23 protein-coding genes are annotated in these 26,984 nt (G+C 41.1%); 11 read left to right on the top strand and 12 right to left on the bottom strand.

The genetic code is table 11. From position 1 onward, the window contains the following. Positions 1-71: 71 nt before the first annotated feature. Genes LMH66_RS02665 through LMH66_RS02675 form a run of 3 tightly spaced genes read right to left on the bottom strand, consistent with a single transcriptional unit; the run spans position 72 to position 3,614 of the window. Entirely contained in the window at positions 72-365 is a 294-nt protein-coding gene (locus LMH66_RS02665; RefSeq protein WP_102528775.1) for an antibiotic biosynthesis monooxygenase family protein, read from the bottom strand. 34 nt (positions 366-399) lie between these two features. Next, positions 400-2,883 (bottom strand): ABC transporter permease, encoded by a 2,484-nt coding sequence (locus LMH66_RS02670; RefSeq protein ID WP_229368407.1) that lies wholly within the window; start codon positions 2,881-2,883, stop codon positions 400-402. Then, the gene (locus LMH66_RS02675) at positions 2,883-3,614 is read right to left on the bottom strand and encodes an ABC transporter ATP-binding protein (protein ID WP_229368408.1); all 732 of its coding nucleotides are present in this window, start codon (positions 3,612-3,614) and stop codon (positions 2,883-2,885) included. Before LMH66_RS02675 ends, LMH66_RS02670 begins: the two co-directional genes overlap by 1 nt. A 67-nt stretch (positions 3,615-3,681) precedes the next feature. Between LMH66_RS02675 and LMH66_RS02680 the strand changes: the two genes are divergently transcribed. The 4 genes from LMH66_RS02680 (at position 3,682) to LMH66_RS02695 (ending at position 9,768) form a co-directional block, all read left to right on the top strand. Further along, a complete protein-coding gene (locus tag LMH66_RS02680) occupies positions 3,682-4,245 on the top strand; it encodes an arylesterase (RefSeq protein WP_229368409.1) in 564 nt (187 codons plus the stop codon). A gap of 180 nt (positions 4,246-4,425) precedes the next feature. Continuing rightward, positions 4,426-5,493 (top strand): DUF3083 family protein, encoded by a 1,068-nt coding sequence (locus tag LMH66_RS02685; protein WP_229368410.1) that lies wholly within the window; start codon positions 4,426-4,428, stop codon positions 5,491-5,493. A gap of 242 nt (positions 5,494-5,735) precedes the next feature. Beyond that, on the top strand, positions 5,736-8,384 hold the full coding sequence (locus LMH66_RS02690; protein ID WP_229368411.1) for a parallel beta-helix domain-containing protein: 2,649 nt from the start codon (positions 5,736-5,738) through the stop codon (positions 8,382-8,384). A 130-nt stretch (positions 8,385-8,514) separates the two neighbouring features. Then, entirely contained in the window at positions 8,515-9,768 is a 1,254-nt protein-coding gene (locus LMH66_RS02695) for an SO2930 family diheme c-type cytochrome (RefSeq protein ID WP_229368412.1), read from the top strand. A 76-nt stretch (positions 9,769-9,844) separates the two neighbouring features. Here LMH66_RS02695 and LMH66_RS02700 read toward each other — a convergent pair whose 3' ends face one another. The 3 genes from LMH66_RS02700 to LMH66_RS02710 form a co-directional block, all read right to left on the bottom strand. Next, the gene (locus LMH66_RS02700; protein WP_229368413.1) at positions 9,845-10,873 is read right to left on the bottom strand and encodes an AraC family transcriptional regulator; all 1,029 of its coding nucleotides are present in this window, start codon (positions 10,871-10,873) and stop codon (positions 9,845-9,847) included. A 12-nt stretch (positions 10,874-10,885) separates the two neighbouring features. Next, positions 10,886-11,899, bottom strand: coding sequence for a protease SohB (gene sohB / locus LMH66_RS02705; RefSeq protein WP_229368414.1), 1,014 nt, complete (start codon positions 11,897-11,899; stop codon positions 10,886-10,888). A 121-nt stretch (positions 11,900-12,020) separates the two neighbouring features. After that, positions 12,021-14,510 carry a VolA/Pla-1 family phospholipase gene (locus tag LMH66_RS02710; protein ID WP_229368415.1) on the bottom strand — a complete coding sequence of 830 codons (2,490 nt, stop codon included), beginning with the start codon at positions 14,508-14,510 and terminating at the stop codon, positions 12,021-12,023. Between the two features lie 259 nt (positions 14,511-14,769). Between LMH66_RS02710 and LMH66_RS02715 the strand changes: the two genes are divergently transcribed. After that, positions 14,770-15,507 carry a YciK family oxidoreductase gene (locus LMH66_RS02715; RefSeq protein WP_102528785.1) on the top strand — a complete coding sequence of 246 codons (738 nt, stop codon included), beginning with the start codon at positions 14,770-14,772 and terminating at the stop codon, positions 15,505-15,507. 114 nt (positions 15,508-15,621) lie between these two features. Here the strand turns inward: LMH66_RS02715 and LMH66_RS02720 are convergent, their stop codons facing one another. The 6 genes from LMH66_RS02720 to pspA all read right to left on the bottom strand — a co-directional run bounded on the left by LMH66_RS02720 (position 15,622) and on the right by pspA (position 20,242). Further along, the gene (locus LMH66_RS02720; RefSeq protein ID WP_229368416.1) at positions 15,622-15,960 is read right to left on the bottom strand and encodes a ComEA family DNA-binding protein; all 339 of its coding nucleotides are present in this window, start codon (positions 15,958-15,960) and stop codon (positions 15,622-15,624) included. Positions 15,961-16,164: 204 nt separating this feature from the next. Further along, positions 16,165-17,259, bottom strand: a complete 1,095-nt coding sequence (locus LMH66_RS02725; protein WP_229368417.1) for a TIGR01620 family protein — start codon at positions 17,257-17,259, stop codon at positions 16,165-16,167. Further along, positions 17,259-18,701 (bottom strand): YcjX family protein, encoded by a 1,443-nt coding sequence (locus tag LMH66_RS02730; RefSeq protein ID WP_229368418.1) that lies wholly within the window; start codon positions 18,699-18,701, stop codon positions 17,259-17,261. The genes LMH66_RS02725 and LMH66_RS02730 overlap by 1 nt, the downstream gene beginning before the upstream one ends. Positions 18,702-18,905: 204 nt before the next feature. Further along, positions 18,906-19,301 (bottom strand): envelope stress response membrane protein PspC, encoded by a 396-nt coding sequence (pspC, locus tag LMH66_RS02735; RefSeq protein WP_229368419.1) that lies wholly within the window; start codon positions 19,299-19,301, stop codon positions 18,906-18,908. Beyond that, the gene (gene pspB / locus LMH66_RS02740) at positions 19,288-19,527 is read right to left on the bottom strand and encodes an envelope stress response membrane protein PspB (protein WP_102528790.1); all 240 of its coding nucleotides are present in this window, start codon (positions 19,525-19,527) and stop codon (positions 19,288-19,290) included. Before pspB ends, pspC begins: the two co-directional genes overlap by 14 nt. A gap of 19 nt (positions 19,528-19,546) precedes the next feature. Then, positions 19,547-20,242 (bottom strand): phage shock protein PspA, encoded by a 696-nt coding sequence (gene pspA / locus LMH66_RS02745; protein ID WP_102528791.1) that lies wholly within the window; start codon positions 20,240-20,242, stop codon positions 19,547-19,549. A 178-nt stretch (positions 20,243-20,420) separates the two neighbouring features. Here pspA and pspF point away from each other — a divergent pair, with 178 nt between their 5' ends. The 6 genes from pspF to LMH66_RS02775 all read left to right on the top strand — a co-directional run bounded on the left by pspF (position 20,421) and on the right by LMH66_RS02775 (position 26,935). Beyond that, positions 20,421-21,548, top strand: a complete 1,128-nt coding sequence (gene pspF, locus LMH66_RS02750; protein ID WP_229368420.1) for a phage shock protein operon transcriptional activator — start codon at positions 20,421-20,423, stop codon at positions 21,546-21,548. Positions 21,549-21,621: 73 nt separating this feature from the next. Next, a complete protein-coding gene (locus LMH66_RS02755; protein WP_229368421.1) occupies positions 21,622-23,250 on the top strand; it encodes an ABC transporter substrate-binding protein in 1,629 nt (542 codons plus the stop codon). Further along, complete coding sequence (locus LMH66_RS02760; RefSeq protein WP_229368422.1) at positions 23,250-24,278, top strand: ABC transporter permease; 1,029 nt, start codon at positions 23,250-23,252, stop codon at positions 24,276-24,278. The genes LMH66_RS02755 and LMH66_RS02760 overlap by 1 nt, the downstream gene beginning before the upstream one ends. After that, positions 24,268-25,158: an ABC transporter permease subunit gene (locus LMH66_RS02765; RefSeq protein ID WP_102528795.1), complete on the top strand. Its 891-nt coding sequence runs from the start codon at positions 24,268-24,270 to the stop codon at positions 25,156-25,158. The genes LMH66_RS02760 and LMH66_RS02765 overlap by 11 nt, the downstream gene beginning before the upstream one ends. A 3-nt stretch (positions 25,159-25,161) precedes the next feature. Next, positions 25,162-26,169 carry an oligopeptide/dipeptide ABC transporter ATP-binding protein gene (locus LMH66_RS02770; protein WP_102528796.1) on the top strand — a complete coding sequence of 336 codons (1,008 nt, stop codon included), beginning with the start codon at positions 25,162-25,164 and terminating at the stop codon, positions 26,167-26,169. Further along, the gene (locus LMH66_RS02775; RefSeq protein WP_229368424.1) at positions 26,150-26,935 is read left to right on the top strand and encodes an ATP-binding cassette domain-containing protein; all 786 of its coding nucleotides are present in this window, start codon (positions 26,150-26,152) and stop codon (positions 26,933-26,935) included. Before LMH66_RS02770 ends, LMH66_RS02775 begins: the two co-directional genes overlap by 20 nt. The last annotated feature ends 49 nt before the right edge of the window (positions 26,936-26,984 follow it).

Raw genomic sequence — 26,984 nt, forward strand, 5'->3', positions numbered from 1 at the left:
AGTTCAACAAGCTAAATTAATCATCCAAGCTTTTCTGATTCACCAAAGAAAATTTATTAACTGAAACTAATTTATTCACCGAAGCTGTATTTTCTTTTTACCTCGACAACCTCAACGGTATAGGACGCATACCACTTATCTTGGCCTAGTTTCTGCGCAACGCTATGCTTTGAATCCTGATGCCAGCGTTTGATGTCATCTTCTGACTGCCAGTAAGAAATTGCAATTTCTTGCTCCCCTTCTGACACGGCAATAAAATCAATACAGCCATATTGCTCAAATGCTAAATCACGCATAATCGCAACAGTATCAAGATAATGTTGATTTTGCTCGCCCACTTTAGCCTTAAAGATAACCGCAAACATATCCAAATCCTTTAGATGTTAGTGGGTTTTAATACTAACCCGCTTTGAGCAATTCACTGCATGACTGATTCAGTAATTGACGACAGCGCCACATGCCTAAAAAAGCCACCACAGCGGCACCAGCTAATGGCGCAATCCCCCACCACGGCCAATGCATATATACCACTAATTCAAACACTTGAGTTTTCAGCATATACAATGCAAATTCAGCCACGATTACCGCTAAGATACCCGCTATTGCACCTAATAAAGCAAACTCTAGCCCAGTCGCTGAGCGTAGCAGCCAACCAGATGCTCCAAAGGTTCTAAGCACTGCGAGTTCGCGCTGCCTGGTTGCCATTCCAGCTTCTGTTTGTGCTATCAATACTAATGCACTTGCTAGCAGTACTAGCGCCAGCACCAGTGACAAAGATAGTGAAACTTGCTCAATAATTTGTCTTAATTGCCCAACCATAGCACCAACATCAATCACAGATATTGTTGGGAATTGTTGGATGAGTTGTAGCACCACACCATTGGCAGTCAAATCACTCCCCGCTTGCTTTAAATCTTGATCATTTAAATGGAAGCTGGCCATCGAAGTATACGAAAATGGCTCCAAAGCTTTAGGCTTAAAAATCATGAAAAAGTTAGGTTGCAGGGTTTCCCACTGCACTTGCCTAAAGCTTGTTACCTTAACGCTTACACTTTGATTATCGATATTAAACGTCATCGTATCGTTGAGTGATAACCCTAAACGCTCAGCCACTTCAGCTTCAACCGAGACTTCATCATCCGCCTGATTAAAAGTCCCTTGGGTAATTTCATTATTCGGCGGCAGTGTTTCTCTGTACGTAAGGTTTAGCTCTCTTGAGATCCCAACTCGGCCTTCTGCGCCATCTTTCTCTTCTCGACGAGAAATCAATTCTTCATCATTAATGTGAGTTAATCGGCCTCGGATCACGGGATAAATATCAGTTGCGATAATCTTGTTACTATCAAGAAAATCATCCAATGGTTTGGTATCTTCTGGGGCAATATTGACCAAGAAATAATTTGGCGCATCTTCAGGTAGTTGCTTTTGCCACTCATTCAATAAGTCTTGTCTAAGTGCAAGAATCGTCAATAACAACACTAACGCACTACTAAAACCAACCAGTTGCACCGCATTTTGTCTCGCTCGGCGACGAAGCCCTGCCAAGGCTAGCTGAAATGGATTGGTGGTTTTCATGCCGACGCTATGACCTAAACGGATCATGGCAAAGCCTAAAATACTCAGTAATACACCCAGTAATAACACAGCCAGTACAACGGTCATGGTTAACGCGATACTGCGTGAATACAAATAGCCTAACAACGCCATTGCGCCAAGGCTTAACAATAAGTGTAACCACATGCCGAACTGCAGCCCTTCAAGCTGTCGCTGCAATACTCGTAAAGGTGGAATAGCCAGCAAACGCATTAAAGGATACGCAGAGAACATAAAGGCGCTGATTAAACCTGTGCTGACACCTAAGAGTAATGGTCTTGAATAAGGTGGTGAATAGGCTGCTATTTCAGCAGGTAAAAATTGGTTAATACCTATATCCAGTAGCAAGCCACCGATTAGACCTAAAACAATACCCAATACTGTGACGAGCATTAAGTGAATGCCAAACAAGGTGCGAATTTGTTTTGAAGATGCGCCAAAGGTTTTGAGCATTGCCACAACATCATAATGTCGTTGGCAATAACGCTGCGCAGCAATACCTATCGCAGCACACGCTAAGGCAATACCCAGTAAACTGGCTAATAATAAAAATCGTTCTGCACGTTTCACCGCTGAGGCAATTGGTGAATCACCTGACTGCACATCAGTCCAACGCTGACTGTTATTTAATAGCGGCTTAGCTTGAGTTTCAAATTCAGTTAACGCAGCAGCTTCACCTGCGAATTGATAGACGTAACTTACCCGGCTACCTGGTTGGATAATTCCAGTCGCATCGACATCATCTAAACGCATTAATAACACTGGCGATGAAGCAAACGGGTTAAAGCCAGCATCAGGTAATCGACTAATCTCAGCAGATAAATTTAATTCGGTATTACCTAACTCCAAGGTGGTTGGGTAACCTAATAACCCGCCTAGTCTGTTTTCATACCATGCCTCACCTGTTAGAGGTAATGCTTGTGTAATGCCAGTTGATAATTCGATTTCACCACGCAGTGGATAGCCATCACCCACGGCTTTTATTGTCACTAATTGAAAATTATCACCCGAATAAACCATCGAGTTAAATTTCATATTGGTCACATGCTTAATATCAAGCGACTCAGCGAGCGTCAATACTTGCTCATTTAGCGGCGCAGGGGAATCAATGATTCTATCTGCCGCAATAAAATTGGCCGCCTCACCGTTAATTGCCACTTGTAAGCGCTCGCTCACTCTCGCAAGCCCACTGACCGATAACACAGCTAAAGTGATAGCAAGTACAATCAGTAATAACTGACCCTGCATCAATTCGCGCTTAAATAAGCGCCACGCTAATTGTAATTCCATTAACACGCCTCCTCTGAGACGTTTTGCTCTTCACTGACTGTAGGCTCAGATAAGTGGCCATTTTCCATCACTAACTGTCTTTTGCAGCGTTTGGCTAGCTCTAAATCATGCGTCACTAATACCAATGTAGTATCGCTTTCTTGGTTCAAAGCAAACAACATATCGGCAATTTTATCGCCGTTGGCACTATCAAGGTTACCAGTCGGCTCATCAGCAAATAGCACTTTGGGCTCGCAAATAAAGGCACGTGCAATAGCAACACGTTGCTGCTCACCACCAGATAATTGCTTAGGTAAATGGGTTAAGCGATGTGATAACCCCACACGTTCAAGCATGTTTTCAGCTTTCTCTCGCGCATTCACGACACCTGCAAGTTCAGCTGGTAACATGACATTTTCCAGCGCGGTTAAGGTATCAACTAACATGAAAGACTGAAAAATAAAGCTGACTTTGTGTTTTCTCAGCGCCGCTTTTTGTTCTTCATTAAGCCCAGACAGGGCTTGACCATCCAGTAATATCTCACCAGAGGTGGGTGTATCGAGCGCAGCTAACAAACCCAGTAACGTTGACTTGCCAGAACCTGACGGGCCAAGAATAGCAATACTGTCGCCCTGCTTGACATCCATATTAATGCCATTGAGGATAGTAAGCTCTCCCTCTTGGGTCACTACAGTTTTATTGAGGTTAGTAACATTAATGGCACTTGAATTATTTGCAAAATTAGTCGACATACGATCCTTCTTATATTTACCGGCTAAACGCCTGCTTACTGCGGCATTTTTGTTTGTAGCATCTACAATGTTTGTTTCCACTTCTAGCTATGCTGCCACGATTTTGATCTTAGGTGATAGTCTAAGTGCAGGTTATGGCATGTCAGAAGAGCAAGGTTGGGTACAATTGTTACGTGATAAGCACCCTGAACATGACATTATCAATGGCTCAGTCAGCGGTGAAACTACTGCAGGTGGTTTGCGTAGACTCCCGAATTTACTGGCTTCAACGCAATTTGACCTAGTCGTAGTTGAGCTGGGTGGCAATGATGGTCTTCGTGGTTTTCCGCCTAACAAACTGAAATCAAATCTTACAAAAATCATTAGCTTGTCTCAAGACAGTGGCGCTGATGTATTACTGACTGAAATTATGGTGCCACCTAATTACGGTCCAAGATACACTAAAATGTTCAACGATGTTTACCATCAACTTACTGATGACTTTGACATTGCATTAGTGCCTTTCTTTATGTTGGACATTGCACCAAACCCTGACTTAATGCAACGAGATGGTATTCATCCAAATGTCGAGGCTCAACCACAAATTACGCAATGGATGGCACCGTGGATCATAGATGCGTTAAAAAAGTAATAAAGGTTAAAATATTTAGTTAAAAATGAGAGCAAAACCCAAATTAGTCATTTTATTTTAAGGTTTAACATATAGAATGACACACAAATAACTTTGTTCAAACGTTCTAAAATACTAATTCTACATTAAGTTTTTAAGCAATAAGGCTTAGTATTTGGTTTATGACTACAAGGAAATCTCATGGCTATCAGTCGGCAAAAGAAAGTTTATTTACCTACAACGACCAGAAAAAATCAGTATATTACCGTTGGTTTCCCACTTACTGATGAGTTTATCGCGCATTATGAAAGCTTAGAGAAATGTTACCAAGAGTTTAGCAAGCTTGTTTTTGAAACTGCTGATAAATTTGAACTTTATAATGTCCACGTTGTTGCGACAGATAAACTTCCTGTTGTACGTTTTCATAACGAAGTTTACTGTTTTTCAACTCAAGAGCAGCTACGCTTTTTCTACAACCCTGTACATCATGAAGCAAACAGTTTGCACATGGTTGCAGATTATCGCGCTAAAAAACTCAAGGTGGTTTTTTTAGCCACTGGAGATGAGATCCGTAGTAATGCAGCAAATTTCCACTCACGGATCCGAGAGTTTACTCAAGCTTTATTGCCTCAATTACCTATCCAAGGTCTAGCGACTAAAATACGCGATCACCAACATATCTCTTATGATCTATATGCAAAAAATAAAGGTCATAAAGAAACATACGGCTACAAGTTAAGAGCACTAAATAGTCGCTATCAACATCGTGACTGTCCATTACCAGAAGAAGCCAGTGCACTTTCATACGCTATGATCACTATGCCAATTGGCCGCCGAATTAAAAATCAGCTATTAGCAGAAAATCACAAAAACTATAATGATAGCTACCAAAGTATTTGCCAAAACTTTATTGAAGCCGCTCAGTCGAAACAACTGAATAAATTGGCAGTTGTTGCTAATGGTAAATACCCTTTAGTGCGTAACAGTAAATTCGATGATTTACAAAGTACCAATGAATTACAAATGATTGGTTTTGACCCAAATTCTATCGATGCAAACCCTATATGTCATTGGGATGAAAACGTTATAGCTGAAGCTATACGTTTTGTGGTTGTTGCAGATGATAGCAATATTTCTGATGGTGGCTATGGTCGCTTTATGAACCAAGTTGAAGATGCGATACGCAAATTTATCGGTGACATCGACTTTGATAAAGAGCATGTTAATTTAACGGTAGGTTTCCATCAACACCTTAGTTACAAAGCATAACTGACTCCATTATTTATAAACGGCAGCCTCGCTGCCGTTTTTATTGTCCTACTTTTTATTGCCTACCTTTTTCCTCTCCCAGTAATAAACTTCAAAAGTACATGTTAATTAAATGTGGCCAGATCTCACATTGATTAACAAATAACAAACAAGGCATGTTGGAGTTATGCGAAATAAATCGTATCCACTCCTCTAGCGGAACTTAAGGAGTAGGAAATAAATAATAAAAAGCAGGAGATGCTATGTTCAACAAGAAGATGCCATGGCTGGTGCCTACCATTGTAGCAACAGCTGTCACTATGAGTTTATCAGGTTGTGGTTCAGATGATGATGACACCACAGTTACCGAAACCCCACCAGTCGTTCAACCACCCGCAGAAACCGGCCCAACCTTTCCTGAAGGTGCGATAATGGTCGAAGCTGGCGATAACCTTACTATCAGTATTCAAGAAGCCCTAATTAACGCACAAAGTAATGATGTTATTGTGCTGCCTAAAGGTAACTTCAAAATCGAATCCACTTTATTGTTTGATGGTGATGTCGACGGCGATGGTAGCTTTGCTAAAAATATTACCATCATGGGGTATGGCCAAGATGATACCGTACTCGATTTCTCTGAAGCTAACTCTGGTGATGGCATATTCGTGCAAAATGCGATCAATATTATTATTCAGGATTTATCGGTTAACGAAGCAAAAAATAATGGTATTAAGCTAAAAAACACCAATGGCATCATCTTAAGACGCCTTGCGACAGTGTGGGAAGGCGAACTTGATGAAGGTAATGGCGCTTATGGCCTATACCCTGTTGAATGTGAGAATATCCTGATTGAAGATACCTATGTTCGCGGTAGCGCCGATGCGGGTATTTATGTGGGCCAATCTGAGTACATAGTGGTTCGACGTAATATCGCTAAAGAAAACGTCGCAGGAATTGAGATCGAAAACTCAAAATATGCCGATGTATATGATAACGAAGCTGTGGGTAACACAGGTGGTATTTTAGTCTTCGATTTACCGATTAATAATCACCGCTATGGCTCCAGTGTTCGTATCTTTAATAACAAGGTTTATGACAATAATACCCTGAACTTTGCCAATGCATCGTCAAATCCTGCTGGGGTTCATATTGTACCACCTGGGACTGGGGTGATTGTTTTATCGACTGATGATGTAGAGATTTTTAATAACGAAATTACTAACCACGACACTGTTGGCTTAACCATTTCAAGTTTCTTTATTGCCGAGCCAGACATCAGTACATTTGTGGGTAATTACGGTCAACCAGGTCAAGCGATTGCAGATGGTTGGCGCCCTACTCCGCGTAATATTTCGATTCACGATAACGTCATCTCAGGATATGGCCAAAAGCCTAAAGGTTATTTAATCGAAGACATCATTAAAGCCTATGTATTAACCCATGGCTCACTCCCCGGAATTTTATATGATGGCTTAGGGGAAATGTTGTCTAATAATGGCACAGCGGCATATCTAGGTTTACAAGAATTGCCGTTTAATCCTGATGGCAGTGACAATATTTGTGCGCAAAATAATGGTGATGTCAGTATTGGTCAATTATATGCCAACAATAATACCGATATGAATATTGCTGATGTACTGTATGAAAAAACACAAGCTGAATTAATGAATTGTGCTCAAGTCAGTTTGCCTGTCCATACCGTCACCTTTGGCGATGAAATCTTTGGCTGTGGCGTCGACGATGATACCGCAGGTTGTGATGGTGGCACCTTAGTCGGTGGCGGAGGCTCAATCGGTGAAGGCGAAGGTGGCCTTGAAGGAGATGGCGACTTAAGTTTATGTGAAGCATCAGGAAGTAATGTCAGTTGGGATGCACTATTAAAAGCTAACTGCCCAAATTTGTCTGACTATAATCTATTTGCCGACATGGCAAACCCTACCGATGCACCAAATTCGGGTGGATTACCTTACGATCTCAATACACCATTATTTACCGATCATGCCAGCAAATATCGTTTTGTTTATTTACCCGATGGAACGAAAGCCGACTACAGTGAGAATGAGTCATTCGACTTCCCTGTTGGCACAGTGATCAGTAAAACCTTCGCACTTCCAGAAAACACTAATGCACGCGGCTTCGCTAATGAAGATTTAATCGAAACACGGTTATTAATCCATCGTGAAACTGGCTGGAGTGCGCTTCCTTATGTGTGGAAAGCAGACAAGTCAGATGCTGTATTAGCTAAAGCTGGCGCGATTCAAGGTAAGCAAGTCACCCATAAGGGTGAAATGCTCAGCTTTGATTATGTAGTACCCAACATGAACCAATGTAAACAATGCCACCAGTTTAAAGCTGATGAGGACAGTAATGCGGTATTTATGCCTATCGGACCTAAAGCACGTCATTTAAATCGTGATTATGCTTATGTTGATGGCAGCATGAACCAGTTAACCAAATGGCAATCTGCAGGCATATTACAAGGACTTCCGAGCCTAACAGATGTTGATATGGTACCTGAGTATCAAGATGGCGATGAAGATAATATTAGTTCAATGTCAGATACTGAACTAATGGCTGCTGCAAAAGGCTATTTAGATATTAACTGCGCTCATTGTCATCGCCCTGAAGGCAACGCGTCTAACACAGGCTTAAAGCTTGAGTATTGGCGTAGCTATGCTGAAGATGCAGGTTTCTCCCACGGAACATGTAAATCACCAGTCGCTTATGGTGGTGGTAGCTTAGGCTTTGATGTTGTACCAGGTAACCCTGAAGAGTCTATTTTACACTTTAGAATGGAAACTAATGATCCTGGAGATAGAATGCCAGAGATTGGCCGAAGTCTGTCTCACGATGAAGGTGTTGCCTTGATCAGTGAATGGATTAAGCGATTACCAGCGGCGTCTTGTTCATAGAATGCCACTTTAGAGGATGAACCTAGGTTCATCCTCTTTCATTTCACTAACCAATCATAACGACCAATCATAACGACCAAAATTTATTCAAAGTTTGGGGCAAATAATTATAAAATGCAGGATACTGTTGATGACTCATTACACTGAAATCAAAACTAACTTTCTAATACCGCTACTCATCTTACTATTAAGCTCAGTATTAATGGCTTGTGGTGGATCAGACAGTAATGATTCAAATACGTCAACAGCGCCCTCTGCTCCTACAACACCCTCAGCTCCTTCAACACCTAGTACGCCAGCCACGCCAACAACACCTGAACAGCCAGATGGTTCAGATGATGTTTGTCAGTTAACCAATACAGAAGTAAATTGGCAGGCGTTAATGAGCAAAGACTGCCCTAATTTAAGTGATTATGGCTTGTTTATCGACCCTTCAATACCAACTCATGCACCACAAGAGCCAGGCCGTGGTTATCAGTTGTCCACGGAATTATTTTCAAATTATGCCAGTAAGTATCGATTCATATATTTACCCGAAAGTCAGTCGATGGTTTTTAACCCGCAACAGGCTTTTTCACTTCCAATTGGCAGCGTGTTAGTAAAAACATTTGCACTGCCATTTGATACTCAGTTAACCGGAACCAGCAACGAAAAGCAGATTGAAACCCGACTGATGATCCACAGAGAAACGGGCTGGACTGCGCTAACATATCAGTGGCAACAAGACATTGCCTCACTGATTATCGCCGGCGCCAATGTCACTCATACCTTAAATAATCAAGGCGAGTCCATTACCTTTGATTACCATATCCCCAGTAAAGTGGAGTGCAAAATTTGCCACCAAATCAATGAAGAGGATATTAGTAGAATTAATCCAATTGGTTTAAAAGCACACCTATTGAATCGGAATATAGTTCAAGAAAATGGTAATAAAGTGAATCAATTGAGTTTTTGGCAAGATAGGAAAATGCTGTCTGGATTACCTGAATTAGATACTGTTGATCAATCTTATGCTCTAGACAATAGTGATGCAGATTTAACAAATCGCGCGAAAGGATATTTAGATATTAACTGCGCACATTGTCATAATGAACAGGGCTTTGCGAGTATTTCAGGGCTGCGGTTAAGCTACTTTGTCGACCACACATCTTTTGAATATGGCGTTTGTAAACAACCTCCGGGCTGGGATGGTGGCCCTAATGGTTTAGCTTATGACATTGTGCCAGGAAACGCGGAGCGCTCAATAGTGCATTATCGCCAAATCTTATCTTCCCCAAAAGACAAAATGCCGCCAATTGGTCGAGAAATAATTCATTCTGAAGGCACTGAGTTAGTTAAACGTTGGATTGATAGTATGTCGGCAACCATAGCAACTTGCCAATAATGCAAAGCGAGTAACACCAAGCTAATATACAGGAGATAATTGTTAACAACGGACTCCCTGCTTTTTACTCAAAAAATTACTGTTTTGAGGCTTGATTGAGTCTTAGGAAATGTCCAGGAGGATAACCGATCCAGTGTTTAAAGCTTTGCCTAAAGTGAGATACATCACCATAACCCAAAGTCTCAGCAATATCCTCAATGGATAGCTTATCAGTCAAAATTAAATTAATTGCCGCTTGGCAGCGAACTTGGTCGATTAACTTCTGGTATGTCGTGCCAGCAGCAGATAACTTCCTACGTAAACTGCGATCGCTCATGTGCATACTTAACGCAAATTGCTCTAATTTAGGTGGGTTTGGCATAGAGTGCCGAATATTTGTTAACACTTTATCAATAAAAGAAGTGGCCTCTGGCACCGATTTATTGTGTTTAACTTGCGAAAATTGAAATGCTAAGGGAGAATTTAGCACTTCCATTTTGATGCCCCACTCAAAAAAGTCGCAGTCAAATACCATGGTAGCACCGGTCTCTTGGCTGAGAAAGTCGGTATTGCAACATCGGCAAGCAAAATGAATCTCATCAATATAGACTGGCTCATCAACGAGTTGCCTCGCAGCGCCTAGTAAAGCGCAAACACTATGATGAAACTGAAAGGCAAACTTGTCTTCGCTGACTTTACCGGTATTGAGCCAACGCACCCATAGAGTGTCACCCTCAATTAGCACTAAGGTATCAGCAAAACTGCCTGCTAAATCAGGGTTTTGAATCACAAATTTAAGACATTGCCCCAATGTTGTGAATTGATCAAAGAAGGGTAAAAGAACATCGAGGGAGGCAACTTGATAACTAGCACCCAAGCGGGCACCAATCTCTTTATCTGGACTGAGGGTGCGTAGTTGCTCCATCGCGAACTCAACTTGCCATACATAAACAAACTGCATCGCCTTAAGTTCTAATGGCCCTAAGCCCAGTTTTTGGTAGATATCAGCAGCAACCGTTTCACCTAGGTGAATATCGATAAAATTGAGTAAATTACGTAATTCAAAGGCAGGATAACATTGATCACCTACCATCATATTCGCTTTATAACCCGACTCTTGCTGCATCCATATCCTTAATTATTTAACTGCGTTTTCACGCTCCATCAAACGATTTAAAACCCCATCAACAGATAGCGAAGCTCCATGTGCTATCTTATCTGCTAACTTCTTTTTCATTTGATATTTAATTTTGATCACTTGATGTTCTTTAGCTAGGCCCAAAATAACATCATCGCTGGTAGAAATAGCATCGACTAAACCCAGTTCAATCGCTTGCTGACCGTACCAATGCTCACCGGTTGCGACTTTAGCAATATCCATATCTGGACGATATTTGCTGACGAACTCTTTAAACAACACGTGCGTTTCTTCAAGTTCTTCCTGAAACTTCTCACGACCTTCATCTGTGTTTTCACCAAACACAGTCAATGTACGCTTAAAGTCGCCAGCAGTGTGCTGTTCGTAATCAATATCATGCTTTTTCAATAGTCGACTAAAGTTCGGTAATTGCGCTACAACCCCGATTGAACCTACAATAGCAAAAGGTGCTGCATACACTTTATCAGCCACACATGCCATCATATAACCACCACTAGCAGCGACTTTATCGATACAGATAGTCAAAGGAATTTGGGCTTGTTTTAGTCTATCTAATTGGCTTGATGCTAAACCGTAGCCATGCACCATACCGCCGCCACTTTCAACATTAACCAACACTTGGTCATCTTTATCAGCAACGGTTAAAATAGCAGTAATTTCCTCACGTAAAGAAGCAACTTCACCGGCATCAATGCTACCTTTAAAGTCGATAACAAAAACTTTTGATGGAGAAGTGTCATTTTTCTCAGCCGCTTTATCATCAGCTTTTAATTGCTTTTCATAAGCCTTAAATTGCTTCTTAGTAAACAGCTCTTCTTTTAACTCTTTTTCAAGCTGCTTTAACTCGTCAGTGACATCCGTTAGCTTAAGCTCACCTTTGTCTGCTTTTTGCTTCATGCTGCTAGCAAGCACAACAATCACAACGGCAAGAATTGCAACGACAATCGTGACGGCTTTAGCTAAAAACATGCCGTACTCAGATAAAAACTCCAAAATACACTCCGTAAAGAAAAACATAATTGTGGGTTATCTTAGCAGGAAGTTGAAGCTAGTAGACAATAAAAAACCCAGCAAATGCTGGGTTTTTAGTCAATTAACAATTAAACATCATTAATTAGCTACAAGGTACAATAACATCTGCATTATCAACAAGAATCGTTGCTGCACCTAAGCCTGCTGACTTAGCAAATGCCGCTACTTGAGATTGCATTTCAACTGTAGCTTGCGCAGCCATACCATCTGTTACGCCATCAATTTCATCAGGGCTAACAATCGAGCTGTGATGACCTTTAGCAAATCTCACCGCACCAGAACCTGCATTAGTTGAACTAACGCAACCTAAACCTAGTGCAGAGATAAGAGGCTCTGTCCCTGATAGTGGGAAGCCTTCAACACTATTAGGTAATACTTGATCCGGTAAGTTACCAGCACCATCACCCGCCACTTCAATTAAATGAACAGGCAATTGGGTTTCAGCTAACATTGCACCATGGTTAATTGGGTCTGCTGAATCAACCGCGGTTTGCACTGCGAATGCAAAGGTAGGAATAAATTCAGCGTAAACCGCTTGCACAAGTGCAGCATACTCAGGCGTACCAGGTTCAAATCCACCTGTATTAGCCGCATCAACCAATGCTTGGAAATCTGCTGTACCTGTTACTGTTTCAAACAAAACAGGACCAAATGTTGGTGAGCCTGCAAATGAGCCAGCTAAACCTCCAGCCGGCGCAACAAGTGAAGCAGCATTAATACCGTAAGCATTAGGTAATTCAGTACCTGTTGTTGGGTCAACTAAACCAGTAGATGCATAAGTTGATAATGTAGTACCAACAATGCCACCTAAGCTTAAACCTTGAGCACTAATTTTACTGATATCAAATACTTGTTGCCCACCAGCCTGCGCGATTTGTGTGTACATACCGGTTAGTAACAAACGAAGACCTAAATGATCTAATGTTGCTTGGCGGAAATTATCACGAACGGTTAAAGTGCTTGCCACGTTAACAAACACTAATGGGTTACCGTTAGCGTATGCAGGACCAAATACATCACTGGTTGCTGAGATATCATAAACACCGTTGCCAGTAGCATCGTATGAACGGTCACCATGTAAAGGCATATCGATGGCAATCGTTGCAATACCTGCCGCAGCATATGTACCTGCATAAGCTAATGCCATTTGCTTAGTACCGCCAAGACCATGCAGCGCCATCGTCGTTGGCCAACCATTTGTTGGTGCGACAAAAGGCAAACCCGCTTGCGCGCTGAATGCTGCTAACTTAGCTGCGTTAGGCAAAGTAATTTGAACATTAACATTTTCATAACCCATGATCGCAGGGATTGGGTTGAACTTGGTCAAATGCTTTGTGGTATCGGCATCAGTGCCATCATCAAGCATCCAAGACTTACCAGCCATTAACGCTGGATTTTGCAATGCGGCGGCTGGGTCAACACCCTGCGCAACTGCTTGTGAGCTGAAGTTTGCAACACTCATCGTACCCGCTTCAAGTGCGAGTAATACAGATACAGGGCTATCACCTTGAGCAAACCAACGGCCATTTGGCGCAGTAGGCGCACCATCAACAATTGGAATAACACAACTAACAGATGAACAATCACCAAATATAGGCAGACGAATAACTGCGGTATAAATTTCAGCAATATCTGAAACCACATACGCTAAGCCGTCAGCCTCAGTTAAGCCAGCTGCTTGTGCAACAGTCACCACACCACCGAAACCATTATCCATCGGCATTGGCAGTTGAACAAATGAAGGCTTATAAGGATCGCTTGAAGCCATTAACAATTTAGAGGTTTCATAAACATCAGCAACTGACTGAGTGGTAAACAAACCTGAATAAGAAACCGTTTCTGGATCAACGCCGTGTTCGGCAGCAATACCTTTTTCGTAGCTGTTAACTAAACCTTGAAGCAATAACTGCTCGTCGGTTGCAAGCGGATCGGTATCAATATCTAATTTAAGTAAGTTATAAGTACTTGATGGCTCTATCGCACGACCAGCAGAATCTTGGATCAGGCTGGTAGTGGCATAAATATAAGATTGGTTTGATTTAAGCGGTTTAATTGGCACGATAGCGATGCTATTACCAGAAGCCTGTGCGACAAAATCAACCCCAAATTGAAGTTCATCGCCAACTTTACACGCTGAAAGCGTTAATTCTGCAGCACATTCTGGATCGGTTGATAATGCTCCACCAACTGTTGCTTCAAACATGCGCACAGCGCCTGGTTGGAACACAGAAGCTGCATCTAAAGTGAGCATGACACCATTATTATCTTCTGGCAGATCGACTGAAATCGATATTGGAGAGCTAGTAGACCAGCCATCTAATGCGCCAAGAGCTAATGAAGGGTCGACATAATCAACACCGTCTTCACCAGGAATATTTAACGTGCCATCTGTAGTGCCGTTAAATAAAAGGTCATTTGGCAGTGGCACATCACCCGCTGCAGGGTCGAAAACCACTTGAGAGAATGGAATGAGTGGCTCGACTGAATCCTTCGCTTCATTTGAACTATCTTCACTACAACCGCTAAGCCCAAGAGCAGATGCAATTGCAACACCCAATATGAGTCTTTTCATCTTTTTTCCCCAAATCTTGTTGTAATAATTTTAATTTCCCCAAAAATTGGTCACAATAGCGTAAACACATGACCATAAGGACTTATTTTTGTCCTTAACTCATCTCAAGTTAACGTAAAACTATTGAGTTAGCTACATATTTGTTACATGCAAAAGTACTACACGTTAACATTTATCAGTCATTTGTTTAAAACGATCGTTTATCTTTTGTTCGAATCTAGAATTGACGTGCTTTTGCAGCCGAAGGAAAAATAGAACCATGTTGGAATATCAAGCTAAAAAAGATTCATTAAATAATAAAACAATTCTTGTCACAGGTGCTGGCGCTGGCATCGGCCGTGTTGCGGCAATTACTTTTGCTAAACATGGCGCTACAGTCATTTTGCTCGGTAAAACAGTTAACAAGTTAGAAGCCGTTTACGATGAAATAGAACAAGCGGGTTATCCAAAACCTGCCATCGTGCCATTGGATTTAAAAGGTGCCACTGAGCAAAATTATAAAGACATGGCTGATACCATTGCAGAGCAGTTCGGCCACTTAGATGGCGTTTTACATAACGCTAGTTTATTAGGCGCATTAGGCCCATTCGAACATATTGATTTGGAATCTTTAGAAGATGTAATGAAAATCAATGTAACCGCGCAAGTGATCCTTACTAAAGCGCTACTGCCTATTATGCGAGCAGCACCTTCTGCTTCATTAGTGTTTACATCAAGTAGTGTCGGCAGACAAGGTCGTGCTTACTGGGGCCCATATTCGTTTTCAAAATTCGCAACTGAAGGCATGATGCAAGTTTTAGCTCACGAGTGTGAAGGTACAAGTGTTCGCGTTAATAGCATCAACCCAGGTGCAACGCGCACAGAAATGCGCGCAAAAGCGTATCCAGGCGAAGATCCTGCAACATTAAAAACAGCTGAAGACATCATGCCAACCTATCTTTATTTGATGAGCGATGATGCAGCTGACATAAATGGACAGCAGTTAAATGCGCAATAGTCGTTTTTAAGTTTTGTGAAAATTAGATTTGAAATCATTTGATTTTAAATGAGTATAAAAAAGGAGCCACTGGCTCCTTTTTGTTAATTGATACTTTGCGAATTAATCAGTTGATTAAAAGCTAATCTGTTTCGCATTTTGTTCAATTAATTTATCACCAACACCCGATACTTGGCTAAGTTGTTTAAGGTTACTGAATTTGCCATGCTTTGCACGATAATCAACAATCGCTTTAGCTTTAGATTCACCAATCCCTTTTAATTGCTGTAATTCAGCAGCACTGGCTTTATTAATATTAACTTTGGTTAGTTTGATATCATTAACTGCTTTTGTCGTTTTAGCTTGAGTTTGAGCTTGTTTGGCTACAGTCGCTTCTTTTGCAAAGCTTGGCTGTGAAATCCCAATAGATAAAACGCAGGCGCACATCACGCCCATTAGAAATGGATGTTTCATTATTAACTCCTTTAAGTCCTATTTAAAACCGATCTTCTTCCCTATCCGTGATCGGTCAATTCAGTAAAGTTTCAAAGCGACAAAGCGACAAAGCGACAAAGCTACTTTAAGATGCCCCCCTGAAAAATCACTGTCATAAAACTGTAGTCAACAATCTAAATAGATCAAATATTAATCAACTTTTATTATAAAACTCAATTTAACTTAGTCTTTATTGGTCTCTGACGCAGACTTAACTTTACTCTTTTGCATCATGGATGCAGAAAACGTTTTCAATTCAGTTAATAATTGTTGATGGATCTGGCCAAGTTTAGGTCTATTTTGTTCTTTAAAACTTAAAGGACGACATAACGTCATTGCTTGATAACCCAATCTTGCAGTCAGTAAACCGCCACCAAGACCTTGTGCAAGTCTTGCAGATAACTTGCCTGTCATTTCAACAGATAGTAGTTGGGTACCGAGATCGGCAACCACTTCTGTTGTCCCAGCATAAACGATATTAACAATAATACTTTTAATCAGCTTAATTCGGCTCCAATACCCTAATTCGATACCATAAATATCAGCGATAGCATTAATCATTCGTTGGTTACGCCAGAGAATAATCGCCATATCTAAAACAGCCAATGGACTAGCAGCCAGTAATAACGCTGACTCTGCTGCATACCGGCTAACAATTTGTTTAGCTTTTTCATCACGCTCAGAAACGACTAAATCATCAAACAGCAGCACCATTTCAGCATCATTATGCTCACTGGTATTCATTGCGCTATATTGCTGTTTCCCCGCACTTTCTGGGTACTGAGATAATAAAGGCGATATAAACTTTTCCGCCTCTCCTCGCTGCATACTTTGTGATAACCGCTCGCCAGTGACTTGAGTATCGGCAACATGTTTTAATTTTACTAATTTTCGCCATTCAGCCAACGTAACCGTAGCTACCCAAGCAAGGATCACACCTGTCACCGAGGCATAAAAACCAAATAACCATGGGCTTTGTAAAAAAGCAGCATGCAGACCTAGTAAGGTTTGTACAATCACAGCTAAACTTATGCCAACTAAAGAAAGCTTCGCCAATGGCGACCAACGTTTAGCTGACCTTGTAGGCTCAATAACATCAATGTCCTCTACAATTTCAGCTAAGGCTAACTCACACTGGAACTCAACCTCGGCGTAAGACTGACTCGGTTTGACTTGAGACTGTTCTGTAGTTTCAGACGCAAATACTTGCTGCTGCTTTAATTTAGTTTGCTGCATTGATTCGTTATCATTTGAATGGTGCGATTGAGATGGCTTCATTATTGTAATTTATCCCCCAATAAAAACTGCAGTAAGTGATCTAATCGAATATGTTCAAAGCGTGGGTCTGACGTCGCGTTGTTATTCAATTTAGGCGGATTAAACGAAACAAAGTTGAAGCCCTGCTTTTGCCAAAATGCATTTTCTGGTAATGATTGCGGTACTTCACCAGGAAAAATAGTCAGCATATTATGATTTCCATCGATACCGCGAACCACTTCTTGCTCACCAGATGAGGTATTTACCATGCCGTGCTGTGTTGCTTTAATTGCACTAATAGCCATGGTCTCTACTTCACAGCCTTCATAATTGGCGAAATGTTGGCTGTGTTTAAGCATATCGGTCAATAAGCTCAGTACATGGCTTTGTTGATCGCGCGTCACCCTATCCACTTTACTTGCCGCAAATAATAATTTATCGATTTTCGGCGAGAACAAACGCTTTAATAAGCTCGATTGACCAAAATGAAAACTTTCAACAATGCTATTTAACGCATTCCCCATATCTTCAAATTGTTCTTTACCGCTATTTAGCCCATTGAAGCAATCCACCAGCACCAATTGACGGTCAAAGCTTGCAAAATAATCGCGATAAAAAGGCTTAACCACGACTGTTACATATTCCTGATAGCGTTTTTTTAATACTTGGTAATAACTGTCATCTGGTGACGTTTCAAGCTCAGTGAGTTGCTCTAAAGATAAATTAACCAATGGGAAAAAGGCTAACAATGGCGTATCAGCAAACTCGCCTGGTAATAACATTCTCCCTGGCTGAGCAAGGTAGAAACCTTGCTTGTTCACCATATCAATGAGTAAAGTTTGATATAAATCGGCAACTTGCTTTAACTTATGTTCATCTGCCACCTCCGCTAAATTAAGTGCGTTAATCGCGTCCTCAAAAGCAGAAAAATATGGCGAATGTCTTAAGCGGTTTTTCACTTCAAGTTGGCCCGCTACCCATTCAACGTAGCTTTGCTTCAACATAGGTAAATCCAACAACCATTCACCTGGGTAGTCAACAATATCGACATATAAAGTCGCCGTATCTGATATTTTGGCTAATATGCCCTTTCTGGGACGATATTTTATCGCTAAACGGAGCTCGGAAATATTACGTGTTGAAGCTGGCCAAGTCGCAGGAGATGAAGTCAGAGCATTCATCCCACCTTGATAATCAAAACTTGCTATGGCTAGGTCTGGCTGCATAGTGCGTTTAATACCAATAAGCCGATTATCCCTTGAGACTTGCCATAGCGGTAAAGGGTTTTGTTTAACGTTACTGCCAGCATGAAGCATTTGATTGACCAGCCCAGTAATAAAAGCAGTTTTACCCGCGCCAGATAACCCCGTTACAGCTAAACGCACATGTCTATCGGTGCTACGATGCACTAATTGATGCGTTTTTTTGGAAATTTTACTGATTGAACGATCAATAAAGCTCATAATTTATCTCAAGTTATCTGTTAAAAACCAACTCTTATACAAAAAGTATTTCAAAAAAGTGTTGGTGATCATTTTGGGGAGTTATTGCTGTGCTGATTACTATAACATTTAGGCAGGAAAGGAAAAAATCAAGGGCGGGATACCGCCCATTGGATTTTAGTTGCTCTGGTTAGAAAGAGCCTACTTACAGCAGATTGAACAAGATTACAGATTATTAATTTCATGTTTCAAATCGAAATTATCTGAAGTCACGTGGCGCTCTAAACGTTGTAATCTAATCTCAAGCGCATAAAACTGACTGTTTACTTCATGAAGTGCGCGTTTAGCTGGCTCACCTGCTTGCCAAACTTTTTTCTTCACTTCAATATCTTTATGGTGCGGTTTTGTCGTCACCTCCTCAACCTTGCTGTCCAAAATTAACCATAATGCAATGTAGATGATTAATATTGGTCCAGAACCACCCACTAAAAAGATTGATACCGCAATAACACGTACTAACCAGGTTTCAAAATTAAAGTAGTCGGCAATCCCTGCGCAAACTCCTGAAATTTTACCCGCTTTGGGGATTCGGTATAATGTACGACCGCTAGCCTTGCTCATGTTTTCCCCTCCACTCTGGTGCTTCCGTGTCTAAAATAGCTTCCAATGTTTCGATTCGCTGGCCCATTTTATCAGCTTGGGCAATCAGTTCGTTCAGTTGTGTAAACTCTGCCTCAGTGAGCCCCTGGCTCACTTGTCGCTTACTGCGATAATGAAGAACCAACCAGATAGGCGCCACAATCACAAGAAAAATAATAATTGGGGCAATAAGAAGATCCATATCCATAACTCACCTCTGAAAAAGTTTACTTACTTGATTTAGTAGTTGTTTTAGTTGTTGATTTAGCTTTAACTTTTGCTTTTAAAGCCTCTAATTCTTCGTTGACTGAGTCTTCAGCTTCTAATGCAGCAAACTCATCTGCAAGATTATTTTTCTTACCGATATCATAAGCTTCAACTTGTGACTCTAAGCCTTCAACACGACGCTCATAATTCTCAAACTTCACCATCGCGTCATCAATTTTGCTTGAATCTAACTGCTTTTTCACTTCTAAACGTGAAGTTGCAGTTTGCTTACGCATAATGATGGTTTTCTGACGAGCTCTAGCATCATTAAGCTTTTCTTGTAGTTGCTCAACTTCTTGCTTAAGACGGGCAATATGCTCTTCAACTACTTGCAGTTCCATTTCTAAGGTTTCTAGAATGGTGACTGTTTTCTGTTTTTCAATTAATGCAGCTTTTGCTAAATCTTCTCTATCTTTCGATAAAGCTAATTCTGCTTTTGCTTGCCAATCGATAACTTGCTCTTGCACTCGGCTAATACGACGCAGTAGTTCTTTCTTTTCTGCTAACACTTTGGCAGAAGTTGAACGAACCTCAACTAACGTGTCTTCCATTTCCTGAATAATCAGACGAACCATTTTTTCTGGATCTTCTGCTTTATCTAGTAAAGCACTGATGTTCGAATTAATGATGTCTGCAAAGCGTGAGAAGATTCCCATAATGTGTCCCTCAAATATTTTGTTAATGTCGAATATTACTATTCACAAGCCGTGCCAACTTTTTATACATGTTGTTTTTCAACAAGTTAACCAAAATATTAACTTTTTCTTTATTTTAAAGCGCTAGCCAACTATTATGATTTTCACCACTTGTTAGCGTATTAGACTAAAAATTACAGTGACTAGACAATTTGAGCAAGACAATCTTATCGGACAATCCAATGCTTTATTAGAAGTATTGGAACATGTTTCTAAAGTTGCCCCACTATCTAAGCCGGTTTTAATCATCGGCGAACGTGGTACTGGTAAAGAACTTATCGCAGAACGTCTACATTATCTATCTGCCAGATGGGATCAAGAGTTTATTAAGCTCAATTGTTCATCCTTAAGTGAATCTTTACTAGAAAGCGAATTATTTGGCCATGAGTCTGGCGCTTTTACTGGCGCGAAAGGAAAACATGAAGGTCGATTTGAACGCGCAGATGACGGCACACTATTTTTAGACGAACTTGCTAACACTTCAGGGTTAATTCAAGAAAAGTTATTACGTGTCATTGAATATGGTGAGTTTGAACGTGTTGGCGGCAGTAAAACAGTACAAACTAATGTTCGACTCGTCTGTGCTGCCAATGAAGATTTACCTTCACTCGCTGAAAATGGTGAGTTCCGCGCCGATTTACTCGATAGACTTGCATTCGATGTAATCACGCTACCACCGCTTAGATGCAGAACAGAAGACATTATGCCTTTAGCTGAATATTTTGCTATCAGTATGGCAAGACAGCTGAATTTAGATTTTTTCGGTGGATTTAGTCCCATCGCAATAGAGCAATTAATGTCGCACCGCTGGCCGGGCAATATTCGTGAACTTAAAAACGTGGTTGAGCGAAGCGTTTATCGCCGAGGATCTGACGGTGATGAAATTGACCATATTATTCTCGATCCATTTGCCTCCCCTTATCGACCAAACGGTCGAGTAAAAACCCGAGAAAGACAAGCCCCAGCGACTTCTAGTGCAGAATCACATGTCAGTGCAGCGCCAATTGAAAGTAATAGCCCTGAGGACAGTAATACAAGCTCAGCAAGCAGTGCAGAAGGAACTCAACATCAAACAGGCCAACTCAATAGCCAGTTTAGTTTCCCTATCAACTTTAAAGATCATACAGAAAACTATGAAGTTGAACTATTAAAGAAAGCCTTGGCGGAGAGTCAATATAATCAAAAGAAAACCGCAGAGTTACTCGGATTAAGCTATCACCAGTTGCGCGGTATTTTGAAAAAGTACAACTTATTGGAAAAGGCTTAAGATGATATTTGCTCCTAAGTTATTAACACTGCTAAAATAGTCGTTTACAGCCTAAAAATTGAATGATGAAAAAATGCGTGTGATTAGAGAACGTTGGAATCCCTTAGCATTACTTTGCTTACTATCTTTTTTAGTAACAGCTTGTGGTGAGCTCAATGTTCCATCTGGGATTGTGTATTGCTCAGAAGGTAATCCTGAAACCTTTAATCCGCAGCTCATTACATCAGGCACCACCATCGATGCTAGCTCTAATCAACTCTATAATCGTTTAATTGATTACAATGATGACTCATCTGATTATAGCGCCGCACTCGCGACAGATTGGGCGGTATCAGATGATGGCCTGCAATATCGATTCACTCTGCGCCAAGATGTACAATTCCACTACAACAGTTTGTTTAGTCCATCTCGCAACTTTAACGCTGATGATGTCATCTTTTCTTTTGCACGCATTATCAATACAGAACATCCATATCATTTAGTAAGCAGAACCGGTTATCCTTTTTTTCAAAGTATTGATTTTGCTAGTTTAGTAAGCAAAATTGAAAAAATTAATGATTACGAAGTTGTGTTCCATCTTGCCAATAAAGATGCGTCATTTTTATCTAACCTTGCCACCGACTTTGCCGTTATATTATCCGCTGAATACGCTGCACAACAACTGGCAGCTGGCACACCTGAAAATATCGACTACTTTGCCATTGGTACAGGGCCATTTTATTTAGCTGAATATGCTAAAAACGAATATATACGCTTCAAACGTAATCAGTACTATTGGGGGGAGCAAGCCAAGATTGATTTACTCGTTTTTGATATCACTCGTAAAAGTGAAGCAAGACTGGCTAAAATCATTACTCGAGATTGCCAAGTATCCGCACTACCCAAAGCCAATGAACTTGCTGTCATAAACAAACATAAGCACCTTGAGTTACGTACTAAGCCAGGTTTAAACGTAGCATTTTGGGCATTCAACACCCAAAAACCACCGTTGGATGATGTCAGAGTGCGTCATGCTTTGGCCCACGCTGTAGACAAACAAAACATTCTCAATGTGGTTTATCATGACACTGCCGTTGCCGCTTCGGGCATGTTGCCACCCGCATCTTGGGCTTATACAGAAACAGAATACGCCAAGCATTACGATCCTGAAGAAGCTAAACGTTTGTTAAAAGCAGCTGGCGTCACAAATTTAATCTTTGATATTTGGGCGATGCCTGTCGTCAGAATTTATAACCCTAATGCGCTTAAAACCGCTGAGCTCATTCAAGCGGATTTAGCGAATATCGGCGTAACGGTTAACATCGTCAGTTACGATTGGAGTGTATTCACGCAGAAACTTATTTCCAGTGAATACGACTCTGTACTCATTGGTTGGAATGCTGACAACACCGACCCAGATAACTTTTTTACGCCACTGTTAAGTTGCAGCGCACTTGAGTCCAATAACAATCGCTCCCGCTGGTGTTCTACTGAGCTGGATACTTTGTTATCACAAGCTAAAGAGACGCTTTCCAAGCCAGAACGAAAAAGGCTTTACAAACAGGCCGAGAAAATCATTCATGAGCAAGTACCTTTGGTCAATATCGCGCACGCCCAAAAGCTACTGCTGAAAAATACCAACGTGAGCATTAAAAATGTCAATCCATACGGTGGTATGTCATTTTCCGGAGTTGAGCTGATTAAACAGGAGGTTCAACCTTAATGTGGCGCTATCTTATAAGACGACTGAACCTTTTTATTGCTACATCGATAGTAATGATGGCGGTATTATTTTTTGCAACGGGCATGTTTCCTGTAGAAAAAGGCTATGCGCTTACCGGTATTCAGTTCCCTACCGAAGAACAACAAGTTCAAACTGTTGAAGACTACAAATTAGATAAAAACCAGTTCAGTCAGTTTTATGCCTATGTAACACAAAGATTATCAGGAAATTTAGGTATTTCAGTTAACTCACAGCAAGATGTGGCTGAAGAGTTAAGTGCCGTATTACCTGCATCATTTGAACTATCATTATTTGCTGGCTGTATTGCAGTCTTCTTCGGCGTACCGTTAGGGGTGTTAGCCTCGCTTAGTTCCAGTAAACCAGTGCAGCGTAGTATTTTAGCCATTACCTTAACCGGCTATTCCATTCCAGTATTTTGGCTTGGATTAACCCTCTCTCTTTGGTTTGGTGTGCAATTAGAATGGTTACCGATTTCTGGTCAAATTAACCTGTTATATGAAATAGAGCCCGTCACTCGTATTATGTTGATAGATACATTGTTATCTGAGTCAAGTTACAGCATGTCGGCGTTTAAAGATGCTTTACTGCATATCATACTGCCTGCTGTCACCTTAGCCGTATTGCCTTTTACTGTGGTTATCCGGATCACCCGCCAAGCTATGGTGACCGTCATGACTCAAACCTATATCCGTGCTGCTGAGGCCAGAGGATTAAGTACATACCGTATTCTAATCAGACATGCCCTGCCCAATGCGCTTATTCCAGTGTTAAAAGCATTCGGTTTAATGCTTGGCTCATTTGCAAGTTACGGCATTATTGTCGAAGTGATATTTGCTTGGCCTGGAGTCGGTTCTTGGTTGATTAATGCTATATATCAACGAGATTACACCGTAATCCAAGCAGGTATCTTGTCGGTTTCATTATTAATTATCTTTTTGAGTATTATGATTGAATTACTGCATACCACTATTAATCCCATTAATAGGAAAGAACTGTATGCCGATTAAAAAACTCTACCAAGAAGAACAAATAGACTCACCGCTTGGGCAGTTATGGCATGCTTTTGCATCTAACCCTTTTGCAGTTGCAGGTTTATGGGCGGTGATATTTCTATTACTTCTGGTTATTTTAGGTCCATTGCTCGCCCCTTTTCAGCCAGAGTTGCAAAATCCAGATGCGATTTTACTGCCCCCATCTTGGGATCAAGCAGGTCATGTTTCGCACTTTTTAGGCACCGACGATTTAGGCCGTGATTTATTTAGTCGAATTTTACATGGCGTCAGGCTCACTTTTGGGATGTCATTAATCGTCGTGGTATGCGCCCTTGTTGTCGGTTTCATTATTGGTTCCTTGTCAGGAATGATGCGCGGCTTAAAGTCGAGTATTTTAGGCCATTTATTAGATGCATTGCTGTCAATTCCATCACTATTGTTAGCTATTTTAGTGGTCGCAGTCACAGGTCCTGGGCTATCAAATGTGTTTTGGGCTGTGGGTATTGCCTTAACCCCACAATTTGTTCGCGCGATTCATCAAGCTGTGCATGAAGAGTTACAAAAAGAATACGTTACAGCCGCTAAACTTGATGGTGCTAGCCAAATCCAGATATTTTGGTATGTGATCATGCCTAATGTGTGGGATGTGGTTATCATTCAAACCACCATTGCTATTTCAGTTGCGATTTTGGATATTGCAGCCTTAGGCTTCTTGAATTTAGGTGCACAAGCACCCAGTTCTGAGTGGGGGTCAATGATTTATCAAGGTTTAAGTAGCCTGCTTATTGCACCTTGGACAATTACAATCCCAGGGCTTGCCATTTTATTTACGGTGTTATCCATCAATTTAGTGGGTGACGGATTACGCTCGGCGTTAGCGCCGATAAGAAATTAACCTATGCCATTACTTGATATCAGAAACCTCACCATTGAGCTGGATACTCCACAAGGCACAGTCAAAGTGCTTGAAAAAGTCAGCTTAACCATTAACCCGGGTGAAGTGCATGGGCTGGTCGGTGAATCAGGTTCTGGCCGCAGTTTATTAGCAAAAGCGGTACTTGGTGTTTTAGGGCCAAACTGGAATATCATCGCAGACCGTATGATGTGGGATGGGCAAAACCTACTTGAAATGACATCTAAACAGCGCCGAAACTTAATGGGCACTGATATGACGATGATATTTCAAGACCCTTCAGGCAGTTTAGACCCGGTTAAAACCATCGGCAGTCAGCTAATAGAGTCTTTAACGCCAAATAAAGCGGTGCCTTTTTGGCGTCGTTCTAAAGATACCCATTTAACCGCTCAAAAATGGCTTCATAAAGTGGGGATTAAAAAACCTAAAGCCATTATGAAAAGCTACCCTTGGGAACTCACTGAAGGCGAGTGCCAAAAAGTAATGATTGCTATGGCTGTTGCAAACCATCCAAGACTATTAATTGCCGACGAACCGACTAATTCCATGGAACTGAGTACTCAAGCGCAAATTTTTCGGTTACTGTCACAACTCAATCAATTGCAAAACGTGTCTATTTTACTTGTGAGTCATGAATTAGAAACCTTGGTTAAATGGTGTGATCGCATCAGTATTTTATATAGCGGTCAAATTATGGAATCAGGTCCAGTTTCGGAGCTACTGACAAAACCTTATCACCCTTATACCAAGGCCCTATTTAAAAACTTACCTGAACACACTGGTAAAATGCGCCATAAATCCTATTTGCCTTCTTTGCAGGGTTCGTCGCCGTCATTGCAACATTTACCAGCGGGTTGTCGCTTAGGCCCTCGTTGCCCTGATGCGCAAAGAGAATGTGTTATTCAGCCCAATTTAGCCCATGAAAAAGATCGCTATTTTGCTTGCCACTTCCCATATAACAATGAGATAGAAGATGACGACGCCATTACTTAATGTCACTGAGCTCAGCAAGCGATACTTTATTGGTTATAAGCGTTTTAAAGCGCAGTATAATCAAGCGCTTTCAACTGTATCTTTTGAGCTTGAACGAGGCCAAACCTTAGCTATTGTTGGCCAAGTAAGTTCAGGAAAAAGTACCTTGGCAAGAATTCTAGTTGGTGCTGAGTCTCGTTCTACTGGTACGATCGAATATGAAGGCGAAGAGCTAGAAGCGCGTAATTTAAAGCAACGCTGTCATTTAATTCGTATGATTTTCCAAGACCCTAACACCTCCCTCAATCCACGATTGACCATTGGTGCATTACTTGAAGAACCTTTACGCTTTAATACCGATATGACAAGTGCTGAACGAAAAGCACAAGTGACTGATATCCTACGTAAAGTGGGCTTACTTCCAGAACATGCCAACTTTTATCCGCATATGATATCGGAAGGACAAAAACAACGTGTCGCTGTGGGACGCGCTTTAATGTTAAACCCCAAGATTATTATTGCTGATGAAGCGCTAACATCACTAGATTTATCAGTACGGTCGCAAATTTTAAATTTATTGCTCAAATTACAAAAAGAAATGGGCTTATCTTATATTTTTGTGACTCACAATTTAAATGTGGTCAGACACTTCAGTGACAAAGTTATGGTGCTTAAAAAAGGGGTCATGGTTGAGAAAAACACCACTGAAGAGCTGTTCGAAAACCCACAACATGAATACACTCGCAGATTAATTGCAGAGCAAACTCAGCTCTCGGCAAAACGCTAAACTGCTCCAACCACTGAGTTAAATGGCCATTTTTAACAAAAATGAGTGC

This window comes from Shewanella sp. 10N.7, assembly GCF_020806285.1.
Lineage (GTDB): Bacteria > Pseudomonadota > Gammaproteobacteria > Enterobacterales > Shewanellaceae > Shewanella > Shewanella electrodiphila.